The 24,477-nt window shown below is 65.3% G+C and carries 26 protein-coding genes; 11 read left to right on the top strand and 15 right to left on the bottom strand.

The genetic code is table 11. The features are described from left to right. Positions 1–5: 5 nt before the first annotated feature. The gene (locus CH291_RS12950; protein WP_068284000.1) at positions 6–317 is read right to left on the bottom strand and encodes a hypothetical protein; all 312 of its coding nucleotides are present in this window, start codon (positions 315–317) and stop codon (positions 6–8) included. Between the two features lie 83 nt (positions 318–400). Further along, positions 401–934: a CGNR zinc finger domain-containing protein gene (locus CH291_RS12955; protein WP_068054245.1), complete on the bottom strand. Its 534-nt coding sequence runs from the start codon at positions 932–934 to the stop codon at positions 401–403. Between the two features lie 39 nt (positions 935–973). Here CH291_RS12955 and CH291_RS12960 point away from each other — a divergent pair, with 39 nt between their 5' ends. Then, positions 974–1,975: an EamA family transporter gene (locus CH291_RS12960; RefSeq protein ID WP_094669105.1), complete on the top strand. Its 1,002-nt coding sequence runs from the start codon at positions 974–976 to the stop codon at positions 1,973–1,975. 23 nt (positions 1,976–1,998) lie between these two features. Here CH291_RS12960 and CH291_RS12965 read toward each other — a convergent pair whose 3' ends face one another. Continuing rightward, positions 1,999–2,643: a TetR/AcrR family transcriptional regulator gene (locus tag CH291_RS12965; RefSeq protein ID WP_068054255.1), complete on the bottom strand. Its 645-nt coding sequence runs from the start codon at positions 2,641–2,643 to the stop codon at positions 1,999–2,001. Between the two features lie 73 nt (positions 2,644–2,716). On the opposite strand from CH291_RS12965, the gene CH291_RS12970 reads away from it, so the two are divergent. From CH291_RS12970 to CH291_RS12980, 3 genes are read left to right on the top strand one after another with little or no spacing between them, the layout of a single operon-like run. Continuing rightward, the gene (locus CH291_RS12970; RefSeq protein WP_094638655.1) at positions 2,717–3,583 is read left to right on the top strand and encodes an SDR family oxidoreductase; all 867 of its coding nucleotides are present in this window, start codon (positions 2,717–2,719) and stop codon (positions 3,581–3,583) included. A gap of 26 nt (positions 3,584–3,609) precedes the next feature. After that, entirely contained in the window at positions 3,610–5,100 is a 1,491-nt protein-coding gene (locus tag CH291_RS12975) for a flavin-containing monooxygenase (protein WP_094687664.1), read from the top strand. 39 nt (positions 5,101–5,139) lie between these two features. Next, on the top strand, positions 5,140–5,799 hold the full coding sequence (locus tag CH291_RS12980) for an NADPH-dependent F420 reductase (RefSeq protein ID WP_094687665.1): 660 nt from the start codon (positions 5,140–5,142) through the stop codon (positions 5,797–5,799). 31 nt (positions 5,800–5,830) lie between these two features. On the opposite strand, the gene CH291_RS12985 is transcribed toward CH291_RS12980, so the two are convergent. The 5 genes from CH291_RS12985 to CH291_RS13005 form a co-directional block, all read right to left on the bottom strand. Next, complete coding sequence (locus tag CH291_RS12985) at positions 5,831–6,112, bottom strand: protealysin inhibitor emfourin (RefSeq protein WP_082899002.1); 282 nt, start codon at positions 6,110–6,112, stop codon at positions 5,831–5,833. A gap of 10 nt (positions 6,113–6,122) precedes the next feature. Beyond that, on the bottom strand, positions 6,123–7,211 hold the full coding sequence (locus tag CH291_RS12990) for a M4 family metallopeptidase (RefSeq protein WP_094687666.1): 1,089 nt from the start codon (positions 7,209–7,211) through the stop codon (positions 6,123–6,125). A gap of 87 nt (positions 7,212–7,298) precedes the next feature. Then, complete coding sequence (gene surE, locus CH291_RS12995) at positions 7,299–8,048, bottom strand: 5'/3'-nucleotidase SurE (RefSeq protein ID WP_094687667.1); 750 nt, start codon at positions 8,046–8,048, stop codon at positions 7,299–7,301. Then, positions 8,045–8,998 carry a 1-phosphofructokinase family hexose kinase gene (locus CH291_RS13000; RefSeq protein ID WP_094687668.1) on the bottom strand — a complete coding sequence of 318 codons (954 nt, stop codon included), beginning with the start codon at positions 8,996–8,998 and terminating at the stop codon, positions 8,045–8,047. Before CH291_RS13000 ends, surE begins: the two co-directional genes overlap by 4 nt. Before the next feature lie 55 nt (positions 8,999–9,053). Beyond that, positions 9,054–10,727, bottom strand: a complete 1,674-nt coding sequence (locus CH291_RS13005) for a phospholipase D family protein (RefSeq protein ID WP_068054273.1) — start codon at positions 10,725–10,727, stop codon at positions 9,054–9,056. A gap of 54 nt (positions 10,728–10,781) precedes the next feature. Here CH291_RS13005 and CH291_RS13010 point away from each other — a divergent pair, with 54 nt between their 5' ends. Then, positions 10,782–11,630 (top strand): aldo/keto reductase, encoded by an 849-nt coding sequence (locus tag CH291_RS13010; protein WP_068054275.1) that lies wholly within the window; start codon positions 10,782–10,784, stop codon positions 11,628–11,630. Positions 11,631–11,686: 56 nt separating this feature from the next. On the opposite strand, the gene CH291_RS13015 is transcribed toward CH291_RS13010, so the two are convergent. Together CH291_RS13015 and CH291_RS13020 are read right to left on the bottom strand one after the other, a co-directional pair. Continuing rightward, on the bottom strand, positions 11,687–12,325 hold the full coding sequence (locus CH291_RS13015) for a 3-oxoacid CoA-transferase subunit B (RefSeq protein WP_094687669.1): 639 nt from the start codon (positions 12,323–12,325) through the stop codon (positions 11,687–11,689). Continuing rightward, positions 12,322–13,083: a CoA transferase subunit A gene (locus CH291_RS13020; protein ID WP_068053500.1), complete on the bottom strand. Its 762-nt coding sequence runs from the start codon at positions 13,081–13,083 to the stop codon at positions 12,322–12,324. The genes CH291_RS13015 and CH291_RS13020 overlap by 4 nt, the downstream gene beginning before the upstream one ends. A gap of 143 nt (positions 13,084–13,226) precedes the next feature. Here CH291_RS13020 and CH291_RS13025 point away from each other — a divergent pair, with 143 nt between their 5' ends. Further along, complete coding sequence (locus tag CH291_RS13025; RefSeq protein WP_094687670.1) at positions 13,227–14,000, top strand: IclR family transcriptional regulator; 774 nt, start codon at positions 13,227–13,229, stop codon at positions 13,998–14,000. Here CH291_RS13025 and CH291_RS13030 read toward each other — a convergent pair. Continuing rightward, on the bottom strand, positions 13,997–14,395 hold the full coding sequence (locus CH291_RS13030) for a hypothetical protein (RefSeq protein ID WP_256980832.1): 399 nt from the start codon (positions 14,393–14,395) through the stop codon (positions 13,997–13,999). The two genes, CH291_RS13025 and CH291_RS13030, sit on opposite strands and share 4 nt — an antisense overlap. Positions 14,396–14,408: 13 nt before the next feature. Between CH291_RS13030 and CH291_RS26550 the strand changes: the two genes are divergently transcribed. After that, positions 14,409–16,952: a DUF222 domain-containing protein gene (locus CH291_RS26550; RefSeq protein ID WP_143545923.1), complete on the top strand. Its 2,544-nt coding sequence runs from the start codon at positions 14,409–14,411 to the stop codon at positions 16,950–16,952. Here CH291_RS26550 and CH291_RS13040 read toward each other — a convergent pair. Further along, complete coding sequence (locus CH291_RS13040; RefSeq protein ID WP_179276526.1) at positions 16,921–18,066, bottom strand: NADH:flavin oxidoreductase; 1,146 nt, start codon at positions 18,064–18,066, stop codon at positions 16,921–16,923. The two genes, CH291_RS26550 and CH291_RS13040, sit on opposite strands and share 32 nt — an antisense overlap. 65 nt (positions 18,067–18,131) lie before the next feature. On the opposite strand from CH291_RS13040, the gene CH291_RS13045 reads away from it, so the two are divergent. From CH291_RS13045 to CH291_RS13055, 3 genes are all read left to right on the top strand, one after another. Next, entirely contained in the window at positions 18,132–18,953 is an 822-nt protein-coding gene (locus CH291_RS13045; RefSeq protein ID WP_094687672.1) for a sulfurtransferase, read from the top strand. Between the two features lie 72 nt (positions 18,954–19,025). Continuing rightward, positions 19,026–19,847, top strand: coding sequence for an SDR family oxidoreductase (locus tag CH291_RS13050; RefSeq protein ID WP_068053525.1), 822 nt, complete (start codon positions 19,026–19,028; stop codon positions 19,845–19,847). Between the two features lie 69 nt (positions 19,848–19,916). Next, a complete protein-coding gene (locus CH291_RS13055; protein WP_373455130.1) occupies positions 19,917–21,062 on the top strand; it encodes an acyl-CoA dehydrogenase family protein in 1,146 nt (381 codons plus the stop codon). Between the two features lie 7 nt (positions 21,063–21,069). Here CH291_RS13055 and CH291_RS27335 read toward each other — a convergent pair whose 3' ends face one another. Together CH291_RS27335 and CH291_RS13065 are read right to left on the bottom strand one after the other, a co-directional pair. Continuing rightward, on the bottom strand, positions 21,070–22,107 hold the full coding sequence (locus CH291_RS27335) for an SRPBCC domain-containing protein (protein ID WP_094687674.1): 1,038 nt from the start codon (positions 22,105–22,107) through the stop codon (positions 21,070–21,072). Beyond that, positions 22,104–22,463 carry an ArsR/SmtB family transcription factor gene (locus CH291_RS13065; protein ID WP_094640883.1) on the bottom strand — a complete coding sequence of 120 codons (360 nt, stop codon included), beginning with the start codon at positions 22,461–22,463 and terminating at the stop codon, positions 22,104–22,106. The genes CH291_RS27335 and CH291_RS13065 overlap by 4 nt, the downstream gene beginning before the upstream one ends. A 94-nt stretch (positions 22,464–22,557) precedes the next feature. On the opposite strand from CH291_RS13065, the gene CH291_RS13070 reads away from it, so the two are divergent. Continuing rightward, positions 22,558–23,187 carry a hypothetical protein gene (locus CH291_RS13070; protein ID WP_094687675.1) on the top strand — a complete coding sequence of 210 codons (630 nt, stop codon included), beginning with the start codon at positions 22,558–22,560 and terminating at the stop codon, positions 23,185–23,187. Between the two features lie 87 nt (positions 23,188–23,274). Here the strand turns inward: CH291_RS13070 and CH291_RS13075 are convergent, their stop codons facing one another. Then, positions 23,275–24,384 (bottom strand): NDMA-dependent alcohol dehydrogenase, encoded by a 1,110-nt coding sequence (locus CH291_RS13075; protein ID WP_068053551.1) that lies wholly within the window; start codon positions 24,382–24,384, stop codon positions 23,275–23,277. Between the last annotated feature and the right edge of the window lie 93 nt (positions 24,385–24,477).

A 24,477-nucleotide genomic window follows, 5' to 3' on the forward strand; every position in this document is an offset into this window, starting at 1 on the left:
GTGCGCTACTCGCGGTGCGGGGTTCGCTCACCGGTGTTCGGGTCGACGTCGAACAGCTGGTCGGTGTTGTCCGGGGCGTAGACGACGGTGTTCGTTTCGAGGGCTCGTCGTCGAGCGCCGTCGCGAATCGCGAGGAATCCGGCACCGAACAACACGATCACGGCGATTCCGGCGACGATCGCCCAACCCTCGAAGCCGCCCGCCAATGCGGCGATCAGACCGCCTGCGGCGGCGATACCGGCGAAGATCAAGATGACGGCCAGCATGTTCTCGACAGCTCTGGCCCAGCTCGTTTTGGTAGGCCTTTTCTCGACCATAGGGGCAATTCCTTTCGATCAGCTCGGAGCGGGGGATACCCGAAAGCCGACCGATTAAGCCCCGCACTGCCCAGTGGCCGTCGTCACTGAGCCTTGCGCGCGCGGTATGCGGCAACGGCCGCTCGGTTCCCGCAGGTAGTGCTGCAGAACCGGCGGGACCGGTTGCGCGAGAGGTCGAGGACCAGCCCGTTGCAGTCCGGATCCGCGCAGACGTCGAAGCGCGAGAGCTCGTCCGCTCGGATGACGTCGATCATGGACATCGCGGTCTCGACGACGATGCGGGTCGCGAGCGGACTGTCGTCGGCGACGGCATGGATGTGCCAGTCGAGATCTCCGTGACGAACCAGTCTGGGCAGGGCCGAGGATTCGGCGAGCAGACGGTTCACCTCGACCACGGCGTCGTCTCGGCTGCTGGTGAGCAGCGCGCGCAGGGTCGGGCGCAGTGCTCTCACGGCCTCGAGCTCGGCGTCGTCGCCGTCGAAGCGGCCGGAGTAGCCCTGTTCGGTGAAGAACTCGGCGAGCTGCTCTCGGGTGGTCAGCGTGTCCGGCTCCTCGGCGGAATTGATCAACGCCACGGCCGCCAACAGTGACAGTTCCGCGTCATGAGCAAAAAGCATGTTGACACCTTACCAAGTCGGTCCCTACTGTCACATGTCATGACGGCTTACACTCATGACGCGAATGCGGATCTCGCGGCCACCCACGATGCTGCCGCGCGGTCGCGTCGACTCTCGGGACTCGGTTTCGCGCTGCTCTCCGCGGCGTCCTTCGGGCTTTCCGGCTCACTCGCCACGGGCCTGCTCGACGCAGGCTGGACGGCCGGGGCCGCGGTGACCGCGCGAATTCTGCTCGCCGCAGCCGTCCTGCTGATTCCGTCGATCCTCGCGTTGCGCGGGCGGTGGAACCTGCTGGCGAAGAACTGGAAGCTGCTCCTCGCCTACGGTGCCTTCGCGGTGGCAGGGTGTCAGCTCGCCTTCTTCAACGCCGTCGGACGCATGGAGGTGGGTGTCGCGCTGCTGATCGAGTTCACCTCGCCTGTGGCCGTCATCGGGTGGATGTGGTTCCGGCACCAGCAGCGTCCCGGTCGCCTGACCGTGGTGGGCGCACTGCTGGCCGCAATGGGTCTGGTGCTCGTGCTCGATCTGATCTCCGGTGCGGACGTGGACTCGGTCGGCGTGCTGTGGGCGCTGGGCTCGATGGTCGGTGCGGCCGTGTACTGGGTGCTGTCGGCGGACGAGAGCAACGGCCTCCCGCCGATCGTGCTCGCCGGAGCCGGTCTGCTGACGGGTGGGCTCATCCTGCTGGTCGCCGGTCTCATCGGGATCGTCCCGTTCGCTGCTCCGCTCACCGACGTCACCTTCGTCGATGCGGTCGTTCCGTGGTGGGTGCCGATCATCGGCCTCGGTGTCGTGACCGCCGCGCTGGCCTACGTTCTCGGCATCGCGGCGGGCCGACGCCTCGGGTCGCGGTTGGCGTCGTTCATGGGTCTGATGGAGGTCGTTGCGGCCTTGGTGTTCGCGTGGCTGCTGCTCGGGCAGGCACCGGCACCGGTCCAATTGGCCGGTGGCGCACTGGTTCTGCTCGGCGTGGTCGTCGTCAAATCAGGAGAACGCGCCACTGCGGAGGAGCCGGTGGAGCCGTTGCAGAGTAGGCCGTGAGCCTGTAGGTCCTACATCGCAGCTCAGCTGTCGACGCGTCCGAACACCACGGCGGCGAGGATGGTGTGGGCGCTGGCGATCACCGAGTCCAGCGGTTCGCGTTCGGGAGAGAGCAGCCATTGTTGGGCGATGGTGAGAACCGCGCCCACCAGGCCCATCGCCAGTGTTCGGCGGTTGGGCCCGGCGAGCCCGCGGCTGGATCCGGCGGCCTCGGCCACCTGTAGCACCGTCTCGGAGAACGAGGTCGTCGTCTTGCGGTAGAGCGCGTCGACGGTGGGCGAGACTCCGAGAATCTCGACGAAGGCGATGCGCGCGGATTCAGGATTCTCGGCGACGAACGTGAAGAAGCCGGTGAGAGCGCCACGGAGAACCTGTTCGGTGGAGTCGGCCTCGGCCTGCGCACCGGCCAGGATGTTCTCGCGCATGGCGTCGGTCGCTCGGCCGTAGGCGGCCATGAGCAAGTCCTCGCTGTTGGAGAAGGACTCGTAGAAGTAGCGCTTGGTCAGCCCGGCCTCGCTGCACACCTTCTCGACGGTTGCCGTCCGGTAGCCGGTGGTGCCGAAGACCTTCACGGCGGCGTCGAGCAGGCGAATTCGACGCTCCTGCTGCCGCTGCTGCGGGTCGGCGCCTCGGTAGGTACGGCCGGGTTCGCTGTGATGGGTAGTCACAGACAGATCTTGACACCGCTCGGTATCAGATGCAAAGTGTTCGCAGACAAGCATTCCGATCGAGGGGGAGCAGATGGCGGCGTCGACGCTGCGGAACAAGGTCGTTCTGATCACCGGAGCGGCACGGGGAATCGGTGCCGCAACGGCACGTGCGCTGGCGGGCCGAGGTGCCCAGCTGGTTCTCGTCGACGTCGACGAGGCACCCCTCCTGGAACTCGCAACCCAGCTGAAAGCAGCGGCATTCGTTGCCGACGTGCGGAATCTCGACGACATGCAGCGCGCCGTCGACGGGGGAATCGAGGCGTACGGCGGCATCGATCTGGTGCTGGCGAACGCAGGCATCGCCAGCTACGGATCGATCATGCAGGTCGATCCCGCCACGTTCCAACGCGTCATGGACATCAACGTGATGGGCGTGTTCAACACCGTCCGCGCGGCCTTGCCGTCGCTCATCGAGCGCAACGGCTACGTACTCGTCGTCTCCTCGCTCGCGGCGTTCACCCCGTGCCCCGGCCTGGCCGCGTACAACGCCAGTAAGGCTGCGGCAGAACACTTTGCGAACGCCCTCCGGCTCGAGGTCAACTATCGAGGTGTCGATGTCGGCTCCGCGCACATGGCATGGATCGACACACCGATGGTGCAGGACGCCAAGTCCGATCTCACCGCATTCCAGGATCTGCTCGCGGTGCTGCCCGGCCCGCTGGGTAAGACGATGACCGTCGAGCAGTGCGTCGACGCGTTCGTCGACGGCCTGGCCAAGCGCAAGCGGCGCGTCTACGTGCCGCGGTGGGTGGGCGCAGCGTCGTGGTTCAAGGCCGTCATCACCTCGCGGGTCGGTGATCGCAGCATGCTCGAGCACGTGCCGACCATCCTGCCGAAGATGGACGAAGAAGTAGCCCGCCTCGGCAGGTCCGAGAGCGCTCGCAACAAGACCAGCTGACACCGGACATCGAAGGAATCGCTGACATGACTGCCGTACTGCCCTCTCCCGAGGTCGACGTTCTCATCATCGGTGCCGGCCTGTCCGGGATCGGGGCCGCGCGCCACCTCGGGCACGATCTGCCCGGTAAGACCTACGCCATCCTCGAAAGTCGCGGCGCGATCGGGGGAACGTGGGATCTGTTCCGCTACCCCGGGATTCGCTCCGACTCCGACATGTACACCCTCGGATACAGCTTCAAGCCGTGGATGGGTGAGAAATCCATCGCCGACGGCACCGACATCCGCAACTACATCGTCGACACCGCGCAGGAAGCGGGTGTCGACAAGCACATCCGGTTCCATCACAAGGTCGTCGCGCTCGAGTGGTCGTCCGAACAGCAGTTCTGGACGGTGACCGCGCACCGTACCGATACCGACGAAACAGTCACGATCACCGCGTCGTTCGTGTTCTCCTGCAGTGGCTACTACAACTACGACAAGGGATTCACCCCCGAGTTCGCCGGGCAGGAGAATTTCGGCGGCCAGGTGATCCACCCGCAGCACTGGCCCGAGGATCTGGACTACTCCGGCAAGAAGATCGTCGTGATCGGTAGCGGTGCAACGGCAATCACGTTGGCTCCCAACCTGGCTCGCGACGCCGAGCACGTCACGCTGCTGCAGCGCTCGCCCAGCTACGTCCTCTCGCTTCCGTCACAGGATCCGATTGCGCAGACGCTACGTAAGCGGCTGCCGAAGAAGTTGGCGTACAGCGTCACTCGGCTCAAGAACGTGTCGATGGCCATGTTGATCTACACGCTGAGCCAGAAGTACCCGGAGTTCATGAAGAAGCGGATCCGGACGATGCAGGAGGGGTGGTTGCCGAAGGGATACGACCTCGACACCCACTTCACCCCGTCCTACAACCCGTGGGATCAGCGCCTGTGCCTGGTGCCCGACAACGATCTGTTCCGTTCGATTCGCAAGGACGAAGTCTCGATCGTCACCGATCACATCGACACGTTCACCGAGACCGGCCTGAAGCTGAAGTCGGGCCAGCACCTCGACGCCGATATCGTCGTCACCGCAACGGGATTGAACCTTTCCGCTCTCGGCGGTGCGCAGTTCCGGGTCGACGGCAAGGATGTCGACCTGCCCAGCACCATGGCCTACAAGGGTATGATGCTCACCGGTATCCCCAACTTCGCCTTCGTCGTCGGTTACACCAACGCCTCGTGGACGCTCAAGGCCGACATGGTCTCGAACTATGTGATGCGACTGCTGGCGCACATGGACGAGAAGGGCTACAGCACAGTCGAGCTCGAACGCGACCCGTCGATCGGCGAGGAACCGTTCCTCGATTTCGCGGCGGGGTACGTGCTGCGGGCGGTGGACAACTTCCCGAGACAGGGCAGCGAGACCCCGTGGAAGCTGCGCATGAACTACTTCCGCGACCTGCCGGTGCTGCGCTACGGCAAGGTGGTGGACAAGGCCATGAAGTTCGGTCGTCCCCGGTCCAAGGTCTCCGTCGGATCCTGACGGGAATTGTTCGGGGTCGGGCGTGCGTTGGTTCCGAGTATGAAAATTGGAATCATCGGAAGCGGATTCATCGGCGGTACTCTCGTCCGTCGCCTGACGGCACTCGGTCACGAGGTTCGGTTCTCCAACTCACGTGACCCGGAGACCCTGGCAGACCTGGCGGCGGACACCGGGGCGACGGCAGTGTGGGCCGCCGACGCGGCTCAGGACGCAGACCTGGTGATTCTGAGCATTCCGCAGAAGAACGTGCCGGATCTGGCACCGGGAATTGCCGGTGCCCGTAAGCCCGGGGCACCGATCATCGAGACCAACAACTACTACCCGCAGCAGCGGGACGGGTTGATCGAGGAGATCGAGGGTGGGACACCCGAAAATGTGTGGGTGTCTCAGCAACTCGGCGAGCCGGTGATCAAGGCGTTCAACGGAATCTACTGGAAGCACCTGTTGGAAAAGGGTGTGCCCAGCGGTACCAGCGGTCGTATCGCACTGCCGATCGCAGGCGACGACGAGGATTCCAAGAAGCTCGTGTTCTCGGTGATCGACGAGCTCGGATTCGACCCCGTCGACGGCGGCACCCTCGCCCAGTCGTGGCGTCAGCAGCCGGGAACGCCCTCGTACGGCAAGGACTTCGGAGTCGACGCCCTCGTCGAGGCGCTGGGGCAGGCGACCGAAGAACGCAGTGCGGAGTGGAAGGCCTGAGCTCGGTTCCTCCTGCTACCTGACGCGGCAGCTACTTGACGCGGCCCTCGCGGAGAGTGCGCTCCGCGAGGTCGCGTAGTGGTCCGGTCAGGTTCGAATCGCCGACGCGGCACGAGTGCTCACCCACCGACACGTTCCAGACGAACGTGTCGCGGGCATTCGAGTCGGCCGAGTCGGTGGCCTGCTGATCGGCGATGTACGGCTGCGCGGCCTCGACCAACGACTGCCATTCCGGCTCGTCGGTCTCGACTACTCCGCGCTTGGACATGCCGGCGACACCGCCGGTTCGCAGTACCTCGATGCGCAGGCTCATTTGCCCTCGATCACACCCGATCGTCGCTCGGCTTCGGTATGGACTCGATCCCTGTTGTCCGAACTCCCACGGTAGACCACCCGGTCGACACAGCCTCGGCAACGTCGGAACCGGCTCCGTACCGCTTGTTCGCCGCGGCGAGCGTGGCGGCCGCGAAGCCGGCGAAATCGACCGTAGGAGACAGTCCGCCGACCGTCATCGTGTCGAACCACACCTGCCCGACGCGATCCCAGGCCGGACCGCCCAGCGTGGTGGCGGCGACGGCGAACGCGCGGTTCGGGATACCCGAATTGATGTGCACACCGCCCTCGTCCTCGGTGGTGACGACGAAATCGTCCATGCTGGCCGGCTGCGGATCCTTACCGAGCACGTCGTCGTCGTACGCGGTGCCGGGCTCGAGCAGAGAACGCAACGCTTTCCCCTGAACGGCCGGAAGGAACAGCCCTTCGCCGATCAGCCAGGACGCGTCCTCGGCGTTCTGCCCGGCGGTGTACTGCTCGACCAGTGCGCCGAACACATCGGAGATCGACTCGTTCAGCGCGCCGGCCTGGTCCTTGTATTCGAGCGGGGTGGTGTACTGCGTGAACCCGTGCGCGAGTTCGTGTGCGATGACGCCGAGCGAGACGGTGAATCGAGCGAACACCTCGCCGTCACCGTCGCCGAACACCATGCGCGAGCCGTCCCAGAACGCGTTGTCGTAGTCCTGCCCGTAGTGCACCGTCGCGTCGAGGGGCAGGCCGCTGCCGTCGAGACTCGAGTAGCCGTAGACCTCGTCGAAGAATGCGTACGTGGCCCCGAGACCGTCGTACGCTTCGTCGGTCGCAGCGTCGCCGGTTGCTTCCTCGCCCTCGGCGCGCACCTGCTGGCCGGGGAGATCCCTGGTGGACTTCGCGTCGGAGATCGTGCGTTCGAGCGTGCCGCCGGTGCGCGGAGCGATGGCGGTGCGCGCCTGCACCACCTCGCGTCCCGCACGCATTTCACGATCGGCGAGCAGTGTGGCGCGAGCGCCCGCACCCTGGAGCCTTTCGAGCAGGAACGGTGGAACAACCCCGTGGAAGTGCTGGCTGCGCGATGATCCGGAATCGAGAACTGACGTCATACTCGGTGACCCCCTAGGTCCGTGGCATGTGCGGTGATGGTTTCAGTGTGCCCGAGGGCACCGACACAGTCGGTCTCGTCGGTGAGATCACGCGCCCATCGTGGACAGGTCGACGCCGTCCACCTCGCTCGGCGGACGAAGCGCAGTGACGGTCGCCCAGTGTCGGGCCAGCAGGGAGGCGTCGGAATCGTCGTCCTCGGCTCGGATCTCGTCGAAGCGAACGGTGACGAAATCCTCCCCGCGATCGCCTATCTCGGCCTGTACCGCGCCGTAGCGGGCGAGCGATGCCGGCACGATCCCCGCCAGATCCGCCAGCGGAACGTCCGGGATGTTGACGTTGACGACGGCGTCGGACGGTCCGTGCGACACCATCCACGTCACCGCGAGGTGTGCGACGTGCTCGGCGGTGTCCCAGTGAGCAGGCTCGGTGGCGATCGACGACAGGGCCATGGCCGGAACTCCATGGGTCAGCGCAGTCAATGCGGCCCCGACGGTGCCCGAATGCAGAACGGCTGCACCGGTGTTGGGGCCGTGGTTGATGCCCGAGAGCACCAGGTCCGGCGCGTCGCCGAAGGCTCCTCGGGTGGCGACGAACGCGATCAGAGCGGGCGACGCCTGCACCGCGTACGCCGGGACATCGGGCAGACCGTCGATCTCCACCGCTGCGACGCCCAGATGATCGTCGACGCCCATGCCGGTCAACGATGCGCTGGCCCCGCTGCGCTCCTCGTGGGGCGCGGCGACGACGACATCGAGACCGGCAGCGACAGCCACCCGCGCGAGCAGGGCGATGCCCGCGCTGTGCACGCCGTCGTCGTTGGTGATCAGGGCTCTCATTTCTTGCCTGCCTTCTTGTACGGACGAACCTCCACGGATTCGGTCAGGCCGAGAACCAGGTCGCGTCGCCCGCTGCCGAGGCCGCGTCGGGTGACGTTGGCCGTGCCCGCGCCGCCGCCGAGACGCAACGCCTCCGGGACCGACAATCCCTGCGCGAGCCCTGCGGCGATGCCGGCACTCATCGAATCGCCTGCTCCGTGGTGATCGACCATGCGTAGACCCGGCGTGACAATTTCGAGCACGTCGCCGTCCACCAATGCCAGGGCTGGATCTCCGGCCCGCGAGATCACGACGATCTCCGCGCCGTCATCGTGCATCTTCCGCATCGAGTCGATGAGGTGCGCCGGGTCCTCGGACTCGGCCCGGCCGTCGGCGATGAGGTCCTCGTGGCTGACCTTGAGCACCGTGAGGCCGCCGGCGAGCGCAGCGATCATGGTCGGCCCGGACAGGTCGGCCACCACCGTCTTGCCCAGGGCGGTGAGGTCCGCGCACAGCCGCTCGTACACCTCGGGTGGAACGATGTCGTCTTCGTGCGGTCCGCCGAGGATGGCGACGTCGCTGCGGGCACCGGCTGCGAGTGCCGCGCTGAACAGGTCGTCGAGCGCATGCCTGGCCAGGGGCGGCGGGTCGACCGTGGCAAGGATTTCACGCTCACCGCTACGGCGATCGTGCACGTACGAGCCGCTCTCCTGGCCGATGTCGACCGAGACGACGGAGATGCCCTCCCGCTCGACGATGTCGCGCAGAATGCCCCCGATCTCGCCGCCGAACACTCCCGTCAGTGTGACGTCGAGACCGAGCACCGTGGCCATCCGGGCGATCCAGTGGCCCTGACCACCCGCGTGCACGTGCAGTTCGGTGTTGCCGTTGGGAGCTTTGTCGAGGGTCACCGTCAACAGCGGAGACGGAGCGAAGACGAGGGCACTGAGGGATTCAGAGGAAGGAGGCATCGACTGCGAATGCCCGATATGTCAGGACCGAAACGGCTGGTGCTCGGCGATAGCCTCAGAAGCGACGACGCAGACGCATTCCGATCGGGCGGCCGTCGGGATCCACGAACAGGCGATAGGCGAATGCGGCGAGTCGCTGTTGCCACACCGGTGGCACGGAGATCTCGTGTCGGCGAAGCCTGCCGGCAGGGCGCGGGCCCGAGGACGGGTTGTGGTGCCACTCGTCGAGCGCGGTTGCACTTGCCGAGATGGCGTCGAAGAATGCCTGCGGGTCCACCAGATCGGCGTCGTCACCGTCGGCCCGGCCGAGGTGTTCGCGAATCAGTTCCAGGCGCAGGTTGCGGGCGTGGGTTCGGGCACCGTCGCCCAATCCGGCGGGGTCGAGAGGTTCGCGGTCGTCGTGTTCGTCGTCGACGATCGCCGCCGTCAGCTCCGAATCGTGAGTCCAGGAGCGACGATTGAAGTTGTCCGAGCCCACCGCGGTCCACACGTCGTCGATGATGCAGACCTTCGAATGCACGTAAACCGGTATGCCGCGGTCGTTTTCGATGTCGAGAACCAACACGCGATCGCCACCGGCGGCGCGGATGACCTCCAACGCAGCCGAGTGTCCCAGCAGCGCAGACGGAATGGTGAGTGCACTGTCGTCGTCGAGATGCTTGGGAACCACCACCACCAAGCGCAGGTTCGGCTTACGGCGCAGTGCCGCGGCGAAGACGCGTGCGACATCCACCGACCACAGGTACTGGTCCTCGATGTAGATCAGCTCGGTTGCCCGGTTGAGCGCCTTGGCGTATGCCCGTGCCGCGCTGCGCTCGCCCTTGGTGGCGAACGGGTAGGCGGGGCGTCGACGCGGGTAGGTGCGCAACAACTGCACCGAGCACGTGCCCTGCGGTTCCGGCGGTGCAGCCGCAGGCGGCAGTTCCGACGGCTCCCGAGTCACTCCGCGCAGCATGTCGGGGATGGCGTGCCAGGGGAGGCGGGACAGGGCTGCGGGATCCTCCCAGCGCTCGCGGAAGACGTCCTCGACGTCCCGCACCGCGGGTCCCTCCAACTGGACCTGCACGTCGTGCCAGGCCGCGATCTCGCCGTACTCGGGAGGGAAGGGACGGGAGACCGGATCGCCGAAATGATCGGCGTCGTCGCGTCGAGCACGGGCCAGGTCGATGCCGCCCACGAACGCGACGTCGGGCAGATCTTTCCTGCCGTACCGCACCACCACGAACTTCTGGTGGTGGCTTCCGGTGACCAGCACGCGCTGGTCGAGGATCACCTCGCCGCCTGCCTCTTCGAGCTTCATGGCGAGCTTGCGATTCTTCGGGCCGGTGAATCCGAGCGTCTCCATGTGCGAGCGCCACACCATGCCCTTCACGACGCCACCGCGGTGCGCGACGGCCGTGAGCGCGTCCTCGACGGTCACGCCGTCGTCGGTGAGCAGCTGTTCCGGATCTCCGCGCCAATCGGTGAACAGCACCAGGTCGTCGCGCTCGGTGCGGTCGAGGGCTCGGGCGAGTGCGGCGAAATAGGTCTTGCCGTGCACCAGGTTCTCGACGCGGTTGCCCTCGGTCCAGGCGGTGATTCGGGTGTCGTCGTTGCCGCGCTCGACGGCAGTGAGGAACCAGGGGTGCGCCGGATCGAAGTGTCGCTCCGGTGCGATGAGGGCGGAGGTGGATCTGCCGAGGCTCTCGGCGACACCGTCGACGACGCGCCGGATGCGCTGCACTATCACGTTGGCATCATTTCATCCGGTTTGAAGCGCGGGGAGGGCGGGCACCCGAGCGATATGACTCAGGTACCCAACGTCACGCTCAGAAACGGCAAGCAGATCCCGCAGCTCGGCTTCGGCGTGTTCCAGATCGATCCCGAGAAGACTGCGCAGGCCGTCGAGACGGCCCTCGAGATCGGCTACCGCCACATCGACACCGCCGAGATGTACGGCAACGAGAAGCAGGTCGGCGAAGGTATTCGGAACTCGGGTATCGACCGCGACTCGGTGTTCGTCACCAGCAAACTCAACAACGGCTTCCACAAGCCCGACGACGCGCGCAAGGCGTTCGACAAGACGCTCAGTGACCTCGGTACCGACCACGTGGATCTTTTCCTCATCCACTGGCCGCTGCCCACCCGCTACGACGGCGACTTCGTCTCCACCTGGAAGACGCTGGAGGAGTTCGCCGCAGACGGCCGTGCACGCAGCATCGGCGTCTCCAACTTTCAGCCCGCCCACCTCGATCGCCTGGCGGAGGAGACCGAGACGGTCCCCGCGGTGAACCAGATCGAAGTGCACCCGTACTTCGTCAACAACGACGTCTGGGCCTACGGCCGCGAGCATGCGATCCCCACCGAGGCGTGGTCTCCGATCGCCCAGGGCAATGTTCTCGACGACGCGGAATTGAAGCGAATCGCCGACGCGGCAGGCAAATCCGTCGCACAGGTGGTGCTCCGCTGGCACATCCAGCGCGGAAACATCATCTTCCCGAAGTCGGTCACGCCGGAGCGAGTGAAAGCCAATTTCGACATCTTCGACTTCGAGCTCAGCTCGGCAGATGTGGATGCCATCACGGCTCTGGACAAGGGTGAGCAGGGTCGTACCGGACCGAACCCGGACACCTTCGACATGATCCCCGACTGATCACGTAACCCTGTGGGCTCGAACATCTTCGGATGTTCGAGCCCACAGTCGTTCGATCAGTGCTTCAGGGCCGATCCTGTTGCCGCGGTGACCTGCTCGGTGGTCACGCCCGGTGCGAGTTCGACCAGTTCGAGGGTGCCGTCGCCGACGACGTCGATGACGGCGAGGTTGGTGATGATGCGATCGACGACGCCTTGGCCGGTCAGCGGCAGGGTGCAGGCGTCGAGGATTTTCGGGTTACCGTCGCGGTCGGTGTGTTCCATGACGACGATGACGCGCCGGGCACCGTGCACGAGGTCCATCGCGCCGCCCATACCTTTGACCATCTTGCCGGGCACCATCCAGTTGGCGAGGTCGCCGGTGCACGAGACCTGCATGCCGCCGAGTACGGCGGTGTCGATGTGGCCGCCGCGGATCATGCCGAAGCTCAGTGACGAATCGAAGTATGCGGCACCGGGATTGACGGTGACGGTTTCCTTGCCTGCGTTGATGAGGTTGGCGTCGACTTCGTCCTCGGTGGGGTAGGGCCCGGTGCCGAGGATACCGTTCTCCGAGTGCAGGGTGACCTTGACCGCGTCGGTCAGGTATCCCGGGATCAAGGTCGGTAGTCCGATGCCGAGGTTGACGTATTCGCCGTCGACCATCTCCGCTGCGGCGCGTTCGGCAATCTGGTCGCGGGTCCATCCTGTGCTCATGCTCGAACTCCTGAACTGACGGTGCGCTTTTCGATGCGCCTGTCCTGTGGGCCGGTGTGTACGACGCGTTGGACGAACACGCCGGGCAGATGTACGTGGGCCGGGTCGATTTCGCCCGGTTCCACGAGGTTCTCGACCTGGGCGATGGTGATCTTTCCTGCCATCGCGGCCAGGGGGTTGAAGTTCATCGCAGTTTTGTCGAACACGAGATTGCCTGCGGTGTCGCCGATTTCGGCGTGCACGAGTGCGAAGTCGGCGTTGATCGACTCTTCGAGTACGTACCTTTTGTCGCCGAACACTCGGGTCTCCTTGGGTGGGGAGGCGATCGAGACGGAGCCGTCGGGGTCGTAGCGCCAGGGCATTCCGCCGTCGGCGATGGGGCTGCCGACTCCTGCGGGGGTGAAGAATGCGGGGATTCCGGTGCCTCCGGCGCGGAGTCGTTCGGCGAGTGTTCCCTGTGGGGTCAGTTCCACTTCGAGTTCGCCGGCGAGGTACTGCCGGGCGAACTCTTTGTTCTCGCCGACGTAAGAGGCGGTGACGCGGCGGATTCGTCCGGCGGCCAGCAGGATTCCGAGTCCGTAGCCGTCGACGCCGCAGTTGTTGGAGAATACTTCGAGCTCGGTGGCGTCGGTGTTGGCGATGGCCTCGATGAGTGCGTCGGGGATGCCGCACAGTCCGAAGCCGCCGACCGCGAGGGTCGCTCCTCGGCCGATGTCCGCAACCGCGTCGGCGGCGGACGCGTAGGTCTTTCCAGTCACTTGCAGCTCCTGATGTGTTCGTTGAGCAAACGTTGTAGTCAGTCAACCTGAGCTGTGTATTTCGGTGAAGCGAATGCTGGTATCTGCTCGTTCGGTGAACGGATGTGGACTAGGCGTCCGGTGAGTGGACGTACGATGGCCGGGTGACGACACCGGATGCCAACGCAAGTGTGATCGACAAGATCTGTTCGTTGCTGCGCGCAGCGGGGAGCGAGGAGCCGTCGGGTGCCTCGACCACCGCGCTCGCGCGGGCGACCGGTATCGCGCGACCGACCGCACATCGCCTACTGGCGTCGCTCGCCGACCAAGGATTCGTCGACCGTGACGCGACCGGCCACTGGTCACTGGGCCCGGAGATCTATCTACTCGGATCGATGGCGGCATTGCGGTACGACATCACCGACCAGGCTCGAAAGATAGTGCAGGCGTTGGCCACCGAGAGCGGAGAGAGCGCGTTCCTCTCGGCCCGGCGCGGTGCGGAGACCGTGTGCTTGCTTCGGGTGGAAGGGAGCTTTCCGTTGCGCTCGCACGTGTTGTACGAGGGCATTCGGCTACCGCTCGGGGTGGCGTCCGCCGGTTTGGCCATTCTTGCGCACCTGCCCGATCGGGAGGTCGACAAGTACCTCGGCGACGTCGACCTGGTGCCGGAGTGGGGCGAGACTCATTCCGCGCCAGCGATTCGGCACCGCGTCGGCCACACTCGGACAACAGGTTTCGCCGTCAATCCAGGTTTGCTCGTGGAAGGCAGCTGGGGTCTGGGTGCTGCTGTGTTCGACCGCGCCGGAGGTCCTGCGTGGGCACTGAGCCTGACGGGCGTCGAGACGCGATTCCGTGACGACCGACGCCGGGAATTGGGCAAGATGCTGCTCGACGCGGCACACCGACTCACCGTGCAACTGGGGGAGCGGCCCGCTTAGCTATCTAGTTCCTCCAGAATGTCCGCGGCGTCTTGGCTGCCTGCGGCGGCCAATCTCTGCAACTCGGCGCGGTCGCCAACTTCACCGGCGAGCTCGACGAGGATGTCGACGGCATCGCTGCTGCCTGCGTCGGCGAGAGAGCGGAGTTCTTCGAGGTCGTTGCGCTCGCCTGCAAGCTCTACCAACTGGTCGATGGCATCCTGATCGCCGCCGGCCGCAAGCCGGCGTAATTCGATCGGTGCCGACTTCGAATCGGGCTCGCTCATGGAGTGGAGTGTAGAACGATTCCGCGGATAGCGGCAGGTGAGCCGGTGCTTTTTCGGCTCGAGCGTTCTTGTCGGTGGGTCGGGATAGTCTTCTTTCAGTTCGAACGCACGTTCTGAAATCTTGCTCACCGGGGGGTGAAAAATGGGTGCAATACCGACCGTGTCACTGGAGGCGTTGACCGCAGCCGCGCGTGAGGAGAATCGACAGGCGGCCCGCAAGATCACCGCCTGCTACCGCGTGCACTGCGACTGGATCACCCGCGACACCAAACACAAACATTACAGCCGATACGGGCGCACCGAAATGTCCGTGGCGTTGGGCTGCTCGGCGACCGTCGCCGAAGCGTATGTCTCCGTCGGCGTCGCCCTGCACACCCGGATGCCGCTGCTGAGGGCAGCGTTCGAGGCCGGTGAGATCGACCTCCCCCGCGTGCGGACGGTATGCCGGATCCTCGACAACCTCTCCGACGACATCGTCACCCGCGTCGAAGCCGAGGTCGTCGAGGCGGCGCGGAGATCGTCCCCGGGCCCGCTCGAACAGGCGATCTGGGACATCCTGCTGCGCGTCGCACCCGAGGAAGCCGCCGCGTTGCGGGAGTTCGCGAAGAAATTCCGGACCGTCACCTACAGCCCCGCCGGCGAACTCGCCCGCATCCGAGCCGAGCTGACCGCACCCGAAGCCGCCGCCGCATGGCAACTCCTCGAAGAAATGGCCGACACCCTCTGCCCCAAAGATCCGCGCGGGAAGAAAGAACGCCTGTGCGATGCATTCATGGCCCGCATGCACGGCGAACCCCGACTGACCTGCCTGTGCCAACGCACCGACTGCCCCAAAGCAGAGGCAGTGCTGCCGGATCGGCGGGTGCCGTTGACGATGATCACCGTCGACATCGCCACCCTCATCGGGTTGTTGGCGAACCCGGCCTATCTGGCCGGGCATGGTTCCATCGATCCGGATCTCGCGCGCGAGTTGGCACGCAACAGTCACTGGCAGATCCTGCTCACCGAAGCAGTGACACTTGCCGAGAAACTCGGACTCGCCGTGCAGAACCCGGACACCGGGGAATGGGAACGAACCCCGAAAAATCACAAGCAGGAGTCGGACTCAGCGTCGGATCCGGCGAACGACCCGGACATGAAATCTGAGACGAACGCTGCTTCGGGAACAAACGCTACCGAGACTCGCAGCTGGATCGGTAATGACTCGAAAACGGTGACCGAATCCGAATCATGCACGAGTACAGGCACTTCCACCGATGCCGAGACCGACACCGACACCGACACCGACACGGCGACCGACACCGACACGGCCACCGACGCGGCGACCGACACCGACACGGCCACCGCCACCGCAGCCACCGAATCATCCACGGCACCATCACCCGCCTCCGCGCCCTCGCCGACCGGCGCAACCGCAACGGCCACTGCGCCGGCACCGGCGACAGCAGCGGACTCTGCCGCCGGCAAGGAAACAGATCCCGGCCGTGGCTCCGATCCAGCACAACCACCGCATGCAGCATCGGCCCGAGGTCCGGTCGGCACATCGAGTTCGACACCCGCCCCGACCGGCGAATCACCTCGAACATCGGACGCAGCACAAGCACCTGTGCCGGAGCCGGACCCTGACCCGATGCCGGAGCCCAGCAGTGCATCCGATCGAACCGAAACCCGGACTGCTTCAAATGAACCCGAGGAAATCAGGCCAGTCACACCGGCACCTGGACCAACACCGAAAACAAATCTCGAGCGAGGAACAGCTCGCACGCCGGAAGCGGGGGCAACGACATCACCGGATCTGACGCAGGGCCACGCAGGGGACACCCCTGCCCATCCAGCGGCAGACTCAGCTCCACCTGACCTCGGCGGAGGAGAAGACAGACCACGACGGACCCAATCACTGACGTCCGCTGCAGCCCTGTTCTGCACCCACACCCCCGTCGGCCGGGGCACACGGCACAGCTCTGCCCTCGATCTGGACGACATCAGACATCCCGCCCGCAACATGAGAGCACTCGACCTCCGCTCGGCAATCCGGCTGGACAACCGAACGATCCCCACTGCAGGCCACACACCCTCAGGCCTCTACCTCGGCAACGCCACCCTCGCCGCAGCGCTCGAAGCCGCCATCGCCGCCGACCCCACCCTCGGAAAATCGGTCCCCCGCGACCCGCTCACCGACCGCGCCCTGATCTACCGACCCGACGCCCTCACCACCGCAGCGGTCCGCCTGCGCGACAAACACTGCCGATTCCCTGGCTGCCACCGACCCGCCGCACGCTGCCAACTCGACCACATCGTGGCCTTCGACCCACGCCAACCCTCGCGGCGGCGGCTGGACCACCGTCAACAACCTTCAATGCCTCTGCGACTACCACCACTCCGTCAAAACCGCCGGCTACTGGAAGGCCGTCATGCTCCCCGGCGGGGCGATCCTGTGGACATCGACCTCCAAGACCACCCGAATCACCCTGCCCACCAACGGCACAGCCGTACCCATCCTCGGAAACGACCTCAGGCCACACATCCCCACCCGACAGAAACGATCCGGCCACATCGCCTACCCCAACCCACCCGACAATCAACCGCCCGAGACAGACGAAACGGCAGCACCGCCGTTCTAGGCGATGCTGCCGTGGATTCCGGTGCCCGATCCGTCAGACCAAGTGCTGAATGTGGTCGCGGGTGAATTCGATGCGCTCGTCGACGCGTCCGTCTCCGACCTTGTTCACCCAATCCGGGTCGGACAACAGCGCACGTCCGACGGCAACGAGATCGAATTCGTTGTCCTCGAACTGGCCGACCAGTGCATCGAGTCCGGTGACACCGGATGCGGCGTCCTCCGACCACGCCGAGGTGAACACGGAGTCGAGGCCCACGGATCCGACGGTGATTGTCGGGACGCCGGTGAGCTTGCGGGTCCACCCGGCCAAGCCCAGCTTGCCGTCGTTGCCGTCGAGCTCGGGGAACGCAGGATCCCAGTGGCGGCGGGTCGAGGCGTGCAGGATGTCCACTCCGGCGTCGACCAGGGGAGTCAGGACGCGTCCGAGTTCCTCCGGATTCTGGGCGATCCGGGCGTCGAAGTGATTGCTCTTCCACTGCGAGAACCGGTAGACGATGGCGAATTCCTCGCCCACCGCAGCACGGATCGCCGCAACGACCTGTGCGGGGAAGCGGGTCCGGGCCTCGAGGGAACCACCGAACTCGTCGTCGCGCACATTGGTTGTGGCCCAGAGGAATTCGTCGAGCAGGTATCCATGCGCGCCGTGCAGCTCGAGACCGTCGAATCCGGTGTTCTTCGCATTGACCGCGGCCTGCACCCATTGCGAGGTGAGTTCGTCGAGGTCGGCGTCGGTGAATGCGCGACCCACCGAAGAACCGTCGAGTGCAATACCGGACGGGCTCACGGTGGTGACGTCCGGGAACAGGCGAGGCTCGGTGCCGCGCTCGACGCCGAGGTGCCACAGCTGCGGGATGATCGCGCTGCCCTCGGCGTGCACGGCGTCGACGACGCCCTTCCAGCCCTCGAGGCTGGCGTCACCGTAGATCCGCGGGACACGGGTGTGCGGGCCGGCTGCGGGATCGGGAATGTAGGTGCCCTCGGTGATGATGAGGCCGGTGCCGCCGGCCGCGCGCTTGCGGTAGTACTCGGCGACATCCGGGCCGGGAATGCCGTCGGGAGAAAAGGCGCGCGTCATCGGGGCCATGGCGAAGCGATTGCGCAGCTTCAGCGACTTGACCTCGAACGGCTCGAAGAGCCCGGCGGTGGACAGATGCTGAGTTGTGGATGCAGTTTCGGTCACGCCTGCGCACAACCGGCATGCAGCCCGAGCTATTCCCGGCGCAGGGCTGTTAGCGTCGGAGCCTTATGAGCCCTTCGCCGCTGATTTCTGCCGCCGAACTGCACGACCTCTTCGAGATGGGACGGGCGCCGGTCGTCCTCGACGTTCGTTGGGCGCTCCAGACCGGCAGCGACAGAGCAGGTTACGAGGCCGGCCACATCCCGAACGCGCAGTTCGTGGACCTCGATGCAGAGCTTGCCGGGGTCCCGGGTTCGGGCGGCCGCCACCCATTGCCCGACGAGGAGACCGTCGTCGCAGCGATGCGCAGCGCCGGGGTGAGCGACGATTCCTCCGTGGTGGTCTACGACGCAGGACCCGCAACTGCCGCGGCGCGCGCATGGTGGCTGTTGCGCTACTACGGCCATGCAGACGTGCGAGTCCTCGACGGCGGTCTGGCTCAGTGGGTGGCCGAAGGGTTTGCCACCGGCACCGAGCCGTCGATCGTCGCAGCCGGATCTTTCAGCGCCCGGCCGTCCCTGGCACGAGTCCTCGACGTCGGCGATGTACTCGAGTTCGCCCAGAGCAACGTCCTGCTCGACGCCCGAGCACCCGAGCGATTCCGCGGCGAGGTGGAGCCGGTGGATCCGGTGGCCGGACATATCCCCGGCGCAATCAATCGACCGACCACAGACAACGTCGATTCGGACGGCAAGTTTCTGGACCCCGGGGTACTCAATGGCACATTCGGTGGACTTGTGCCCGAGGGAAAGGCCGTCGCCGTCTACTGCGGATCCGGCGTGACCGCCGCCCATCAGATTCTGGCGCTCGAGTTGGCGGGCTTCGATGCTGCGTTGTATCCGGGCTCGTGGTCGGGGTGGATCACCGATCCGACGCGTCCTCGGGCCTAGATTCCGCGCTCTGACCAGCATCTTCATGCAACCAGGGTTGAACTTGAATCCGACTTCAACTATACCTGGGGCATGAAGGTAGAAGGCAAAGTTGGCATCGTCACCGGCGGTGGTGGCGGAATCGGCGGGGCCATCGCCGCTCGACTCTCCGAGCACGGCGCACGCGTCGTCGTCTCCGATCTCGACGAAACCACGGCCCGATCCGTGGCCGACGCCATCGAACGCGACCGGCCGGGGACGGCCGTCGCCGCCGCGGCGGACGCGTCGAACACCGAGGACATCCAACGGCTGATCGCACTGGCCGAGGACTCGTTCGGACCTGTCGATCTCTACTTCGCCAACGCAGGAATCAGCGGCGCACCCGGACTGGACGCCACCGACAAGGACTGGGACCTCTCGTTCGATGTCAACGTCCGCGCACACATTCGCGCCGCGCAGCTGTTGGTGCCGGGTTGGCTCGAGCGCGGTGAAGGCTATTTCGTCAGCACCGCCTCGGCGGCCGGTTTGCTCACCCAGATCGGCTCGGCGACGTATGCGACGACCAAGCACGCCGCGGTCGGATTCGCCGAGTGGATGAACGTCACCTACGGCAACCGCGGTATCCGCGTCAGCTGCCTGTGCCCGATGGGTGTCAACACCAAACTGCTCTACGAGGGACGGGAATCCGGAGATACGTTGGGAGCGGCCGCAACTGCCGCGGTTCTCAGTGCCGGTGCCGTACTCGAACCGCTCGATGTCGCCGACGTGGTGCTCGACGCAATGGACCGCGAGCAGTTCCTGATCCTGCCGCACGAGAACGTGCTGGACATGTACCGCAACAAGGGTGCCGACTACGACCGGTGGTTGCGCGGCATGCGTCGCTACCAGGACAGCTTGCTCGACAACAACCGATAGGGGCCCACCGTGGCATTTTTCGAGACCTCCGACCGTGCGAAGAAGTACGAGTCGGATCTGTTGGAGTTCATGGACTCTCACATCTACCCGGCCGAGGCAGTGTACGAGCAGCAGATGCTCGAATCCGGTGACCCGCACTTCCAACCGCCGATCATCGAGGATCTGAAGAAGGAAGCGCGCTCGCGCGAACTGTGGAATCTGTTCCACCCGCATCCGGAGTGGGGCCCCGGCCTTACCAACCTCGAATACGCACCGTTGGCCGAGATCATGGGACGCAGCCTGCTCGCGCCCGAGGCATGCAACTGCAACGCACCGGACACCGGCAACATGGAGGTGTTCACGCTCTTCGGCACCGACGAGCACAAGGAGAAGTACCTGAAGCCGTTGCTGGACGGCACCATTCGCTCTGCCTTTGCGATGACCGAACCCGATGTCGCCAGCTCCGACGCCACCAACATCGCCATGAAGATGGATCGCGACGGCGACGACTTCATCCTCAACGGGCGCAAGTGGTGGACGTCCAATGCGATGCACAAGAACTGCAAGGTTCTCATCGTCATGGGCAAGACCGATCCCGAGGCGGCCACGCACCGTCAGCAGTCGATGCTCGTGGTGCCCATCGACGCACCCGGAGTCACCGTCCTGCGCAATCTGCCGGTGTTCGGCTACATCGACCGCGAAGGTCACGCCGAGGTGCTCTTCGAGAATGTACGGGTACCGGCGAAGGACGTGCTGAAGGGGCCCGGCGAGGGATTTGCCATCAGCCAGGCTCGCTTGGGACCTGGTCGTATCCACCACGCGATGCGCACCATCGGCGTGGCAGAACGCGCACTCGAATTGCTCTGTCGCCGTGCGGTATCCCGAGTGACGTTCGGCAAGCCGGTGGCGATGCGCTCGAACATTCAGGACTGGATCGCCGAGGCGCGCATCGAGATCGAGAAGACCAGGTTGCTCACGTTCAAGGCGGCGTACCTGATGGACACCGTCGGGAACAAGGAAGCGCGTACGGAGATCGCAGCGATCAAGGTTGCGGCACCGGAGATGGCGCTGAAAATCATCGACCGGGCGATCCAGGTCCACGGCGGAGGAGGAGTGTCCAACGACTTCCCGCTGGCCATGATGTACGCGCACATTCGCACGCTGCGGCTCGCGGACGGTCCCGACGAGGTGCACAAGATGTCGATCGCGAAAATGGAGCTGAAGAAGTACCTCTGAACGGAGGTTATCGACCCGGCTGCCAGGCCGGGTCGCGGCCGATGAAGGCCATCAGCTTGTCCTGCGAGGAAGCGTCGTCGGCAACGGGGGCGGCGGGGCCGTACTGCCCGCTGTCCCGTAGCACCTGCTCCATCGGTCGCATGGCCTCGAGCGCTGCAGCGCAGCGTTCTCGGCCCAGATCAGGCTCTCGGCCAATGGCTTTCGCCAGGTCCCAGGAGTGCATCCAGACGTCGGCGGTGTAGAACATGTCGATTGCCTCGTCCACCGGCATGTCTCCGGTGTGCGGGTTGCTCAGCACCCGGCCGGCGGGGTCGTCGAGAATTGCTTGGATATCGGCGACGTGCTGGGTCCAGGCTGCGGCCGGGTCGGCTCCGACGTCCAGCGCCGGTAGTTCGATACCGGCCCCGCCGGCGAGAAAGCCGCGGGACCACTCGACCAGGTGCCGCACCACATCGATTGCAGCCCAACCCGATACCGGGCTCGGCCGAGACCAGTCCGCCGGTGATGCGGACTCCACCAGCGCAGTGAACATGGCCGCGTCCTGCAGGTGTTGCTGGGCCGGGCCGGTCCTGTGCCCGAGCAGTTCGTCCAGCTTGTCGTAGCCCTCCTTCACGCCGACGTCCATGCCACTGGACAGCATGCCGTCGCGCGTCGCGAAGTCCGACATCACACTCAATACCTTCAGACGTGTACCGCCATCGCCTCGGCTCTCGAAAGTGAGCGTTTCGAGCGCGACCGAATCGGGTGCACCCTTCCAGGTGAAGGTCCACACGATTCGCTCGCTCGCACGCACCTCGTGAAAGCTGCCGAAGAAGGCAGCGATCTCTTCACCGTCCCGGTCGTTGGCGAAGGCCCAAGCGCCTCCGGTGTGCCCCTCCCACTTGAGGATTCGGGTCGTCAACGATCGCGGCCCCACCCACCGCCGATACAGCTCGGGGTCGATGTGAGCGCGAAACACCTGCTCCGGCGTCGCGTCGAACTCTCGGACGATCTCGATCGTGGGGACTTTCTCGTCCGCAACGATTTCGGTTTCGTGTGCAGTCATGACACTTCTTTCGACTCGGTGGTCTCGTCGTCTGCGATGCTGTCCAGCAGGGCGTCGAGGCGTCGGTACCGCTGTTCTGCTTCCTGGCGATAACGCTCGATCCATTTCGTCAACAGGCCGAACACCTCGGCATCGAGATGCACCGGACGACGCTGGGCATCCCTGCTGCGCGTGACCAATCCGGCCTCCTCGAGCACCTTCACGTGTTTCGAGACCGCTTGCAGGCTCATCTCGTACGGCTCGGCCAGTTCGCTGACATTCGCGTCACCGCTGGCCAGCCGGGCAACCATGTCACGTCGAGTGGGATCGGCCAATGCCGCGAACGTCCTGTTGAGCTGCTCTGTTCGATCGTCCATGGGGTTCCTCGCTGTGCGTTGTTCCTGAGGGTAAGCCGCCCGCTCGACGTAGTCAACCACTTGGTTGACTAATTTGATCGCCTACCCTCGAGCCATGAGCGTCGGTGATGACCTGGTGCAGGATGTGCTCTCCCGGGCCCCGGGACACCCGCTACGGGTGGCGATCGACGGGGTGACGGCTTCGGGCAAATCCACCTGCGCGCGATGGCTGGTCGATGCTGTTGCGGCACAGGGGCGTCCGTCCGTGCACGTGACGATGGACGGCTTTCATCATCGGCGCGCCCACCGGTATCGGCAGGGTCGGGCGTCGGCTCTCGGCTACTACCGGGACGCGTACGACTTCGACGCGTTTGCGGCACACGTGCTGATCCCGTTGGGGCCGAACGGAAGCGGGGCCATTCGGCGTCGGGTCATCGATCTGGCGACGGATGAGCCGGTGGACGATCCGCTCGAACCGGTGTCGGCCGACGCGATCGTCGTGGTGGACGGAACGTTCTTGCATCGGCCGCCGCTGCCCGAGTACTGGGACTACACAGTCTTCGTCGATACCCCCATGGACGTCGCACGGGCTCGCGGTATCGCCAGGGATGCGGAGGCGCTCGGTGGCACGGAGGCGGCAGGTCGCGCCTTCGACCAGCGCTATCACGCAGCATGCCGGATCTATCTGGACGAGGTGGACCCGCGTGCTCGGGCAACGCGAGTGTTGCCGATCGACTGGAGATGACCACCATCGTTCGTGCATTCGGATGCTCACAGCGGTGCGGTCGAGTGCCACCCAGCGCACTCGACCGCACCACTGCCGCAGCGTGTTTCAGAAGTGAATCACCCCGCGCATGTTCTTGCCGTCGCGTAGGTCCTGGTAGCCCTCGTTGACCTGCTCCAAGGAGTAGGTCGAGGTGATGAGTTCGTCGAGCTTGAGTTGCCCGGCGTCGTAGAGGCGTAGCAGGCGCACGATGTCGTACTGCGGATTTGCGGACCCGAAGAGCGTGCCCTTGATCGTCTTCTGATTCAACGTCAGATCCGTGCCGGACACGTGCACAGTCAGCTTCTCGGGATCGGCGAGCCCGGTGATGACGACGGTGCCGCCCTTGCCGATGGCCGCGGTTGCGGCTTGCACGACCTCCTCGTCGACGGTTCCGACCAGAATCAGAGCCTGGTCCGCTCCCTGACCCCACGTGAGTTCGGTCAACTTCTCCTGCGCCGACGCGTAGTCCGCGAACGCGTGAGTCGCCCCGAACTTCAGCGCCTGGTTACGCTTGAACTCGAGCGGATCGACGACGAGGACATGCTTCGCGCCCGAATGCACCGCTCCCTGAACGGCATTGATGCCGAGGCCGCCGATGCCGTAGATGATCACGGAGTCACCTGCGCGTACACCGCCCGCGTAAACGGCGGTACCCCAGCCGGACGGAACGCCGCAGCCCACGAGAACTGCTGTCTCCAAGGGCAACCAGTCGTCGATCTTGACGACGGAGTGCTGCGAGATGGTGGCGCGTTCGGAGAAGGTGCCGAGCATGCACATCGCTCCGAATTCGGTGCCCTTGCTGTCGCGGCGACGGAACGTGCCGTCGGGCATGCAGCCCTCGAGGATCGTTGCGCCCATGTCGCACAGGTTCTGTCGGCCGGTGGAGCAGTAGCGGCAGGTGCCGCAGTTCGGGATGAAGGAGCAGACGACATGGTCGCCGGGCTTGACCTTGGTGACGCCGGGACCGACTTCTTCGATGATGCCGGACCCCTCGTGGCCGCCGACGATGGGGAAGCGCGGTGGCAGGTCACCGTCGAGCAGATGTAGATCCGAATGGCACAGTCCTGCGGCCACGTACTTGATCAGGACTTCACCGGGGCCGGGGCCGTCCATGTCCAGTTCGATGATCTCGAACGGCTTGTGTGGCTCGAACAGTACTGCTGCTTTGGTCTTCACGGAGATTCTCCTGACGTCGATTCAGCGGTCGATGGATGTGGCGTGTCCGACGGTGCCGCTGCTCTCGTATTGCCGGGCACGCATCCATGCATG

Origin of the sequence: Rhodococcus sp. 14-1411-2a (genome assembly GCF_002259485.1) — a bacterium.
Lineage (GTDB): Bacteria > Actinomycetota > Actinomycetes > Mycobacteriales > Mycobacteriaceae > Rhodococcoides.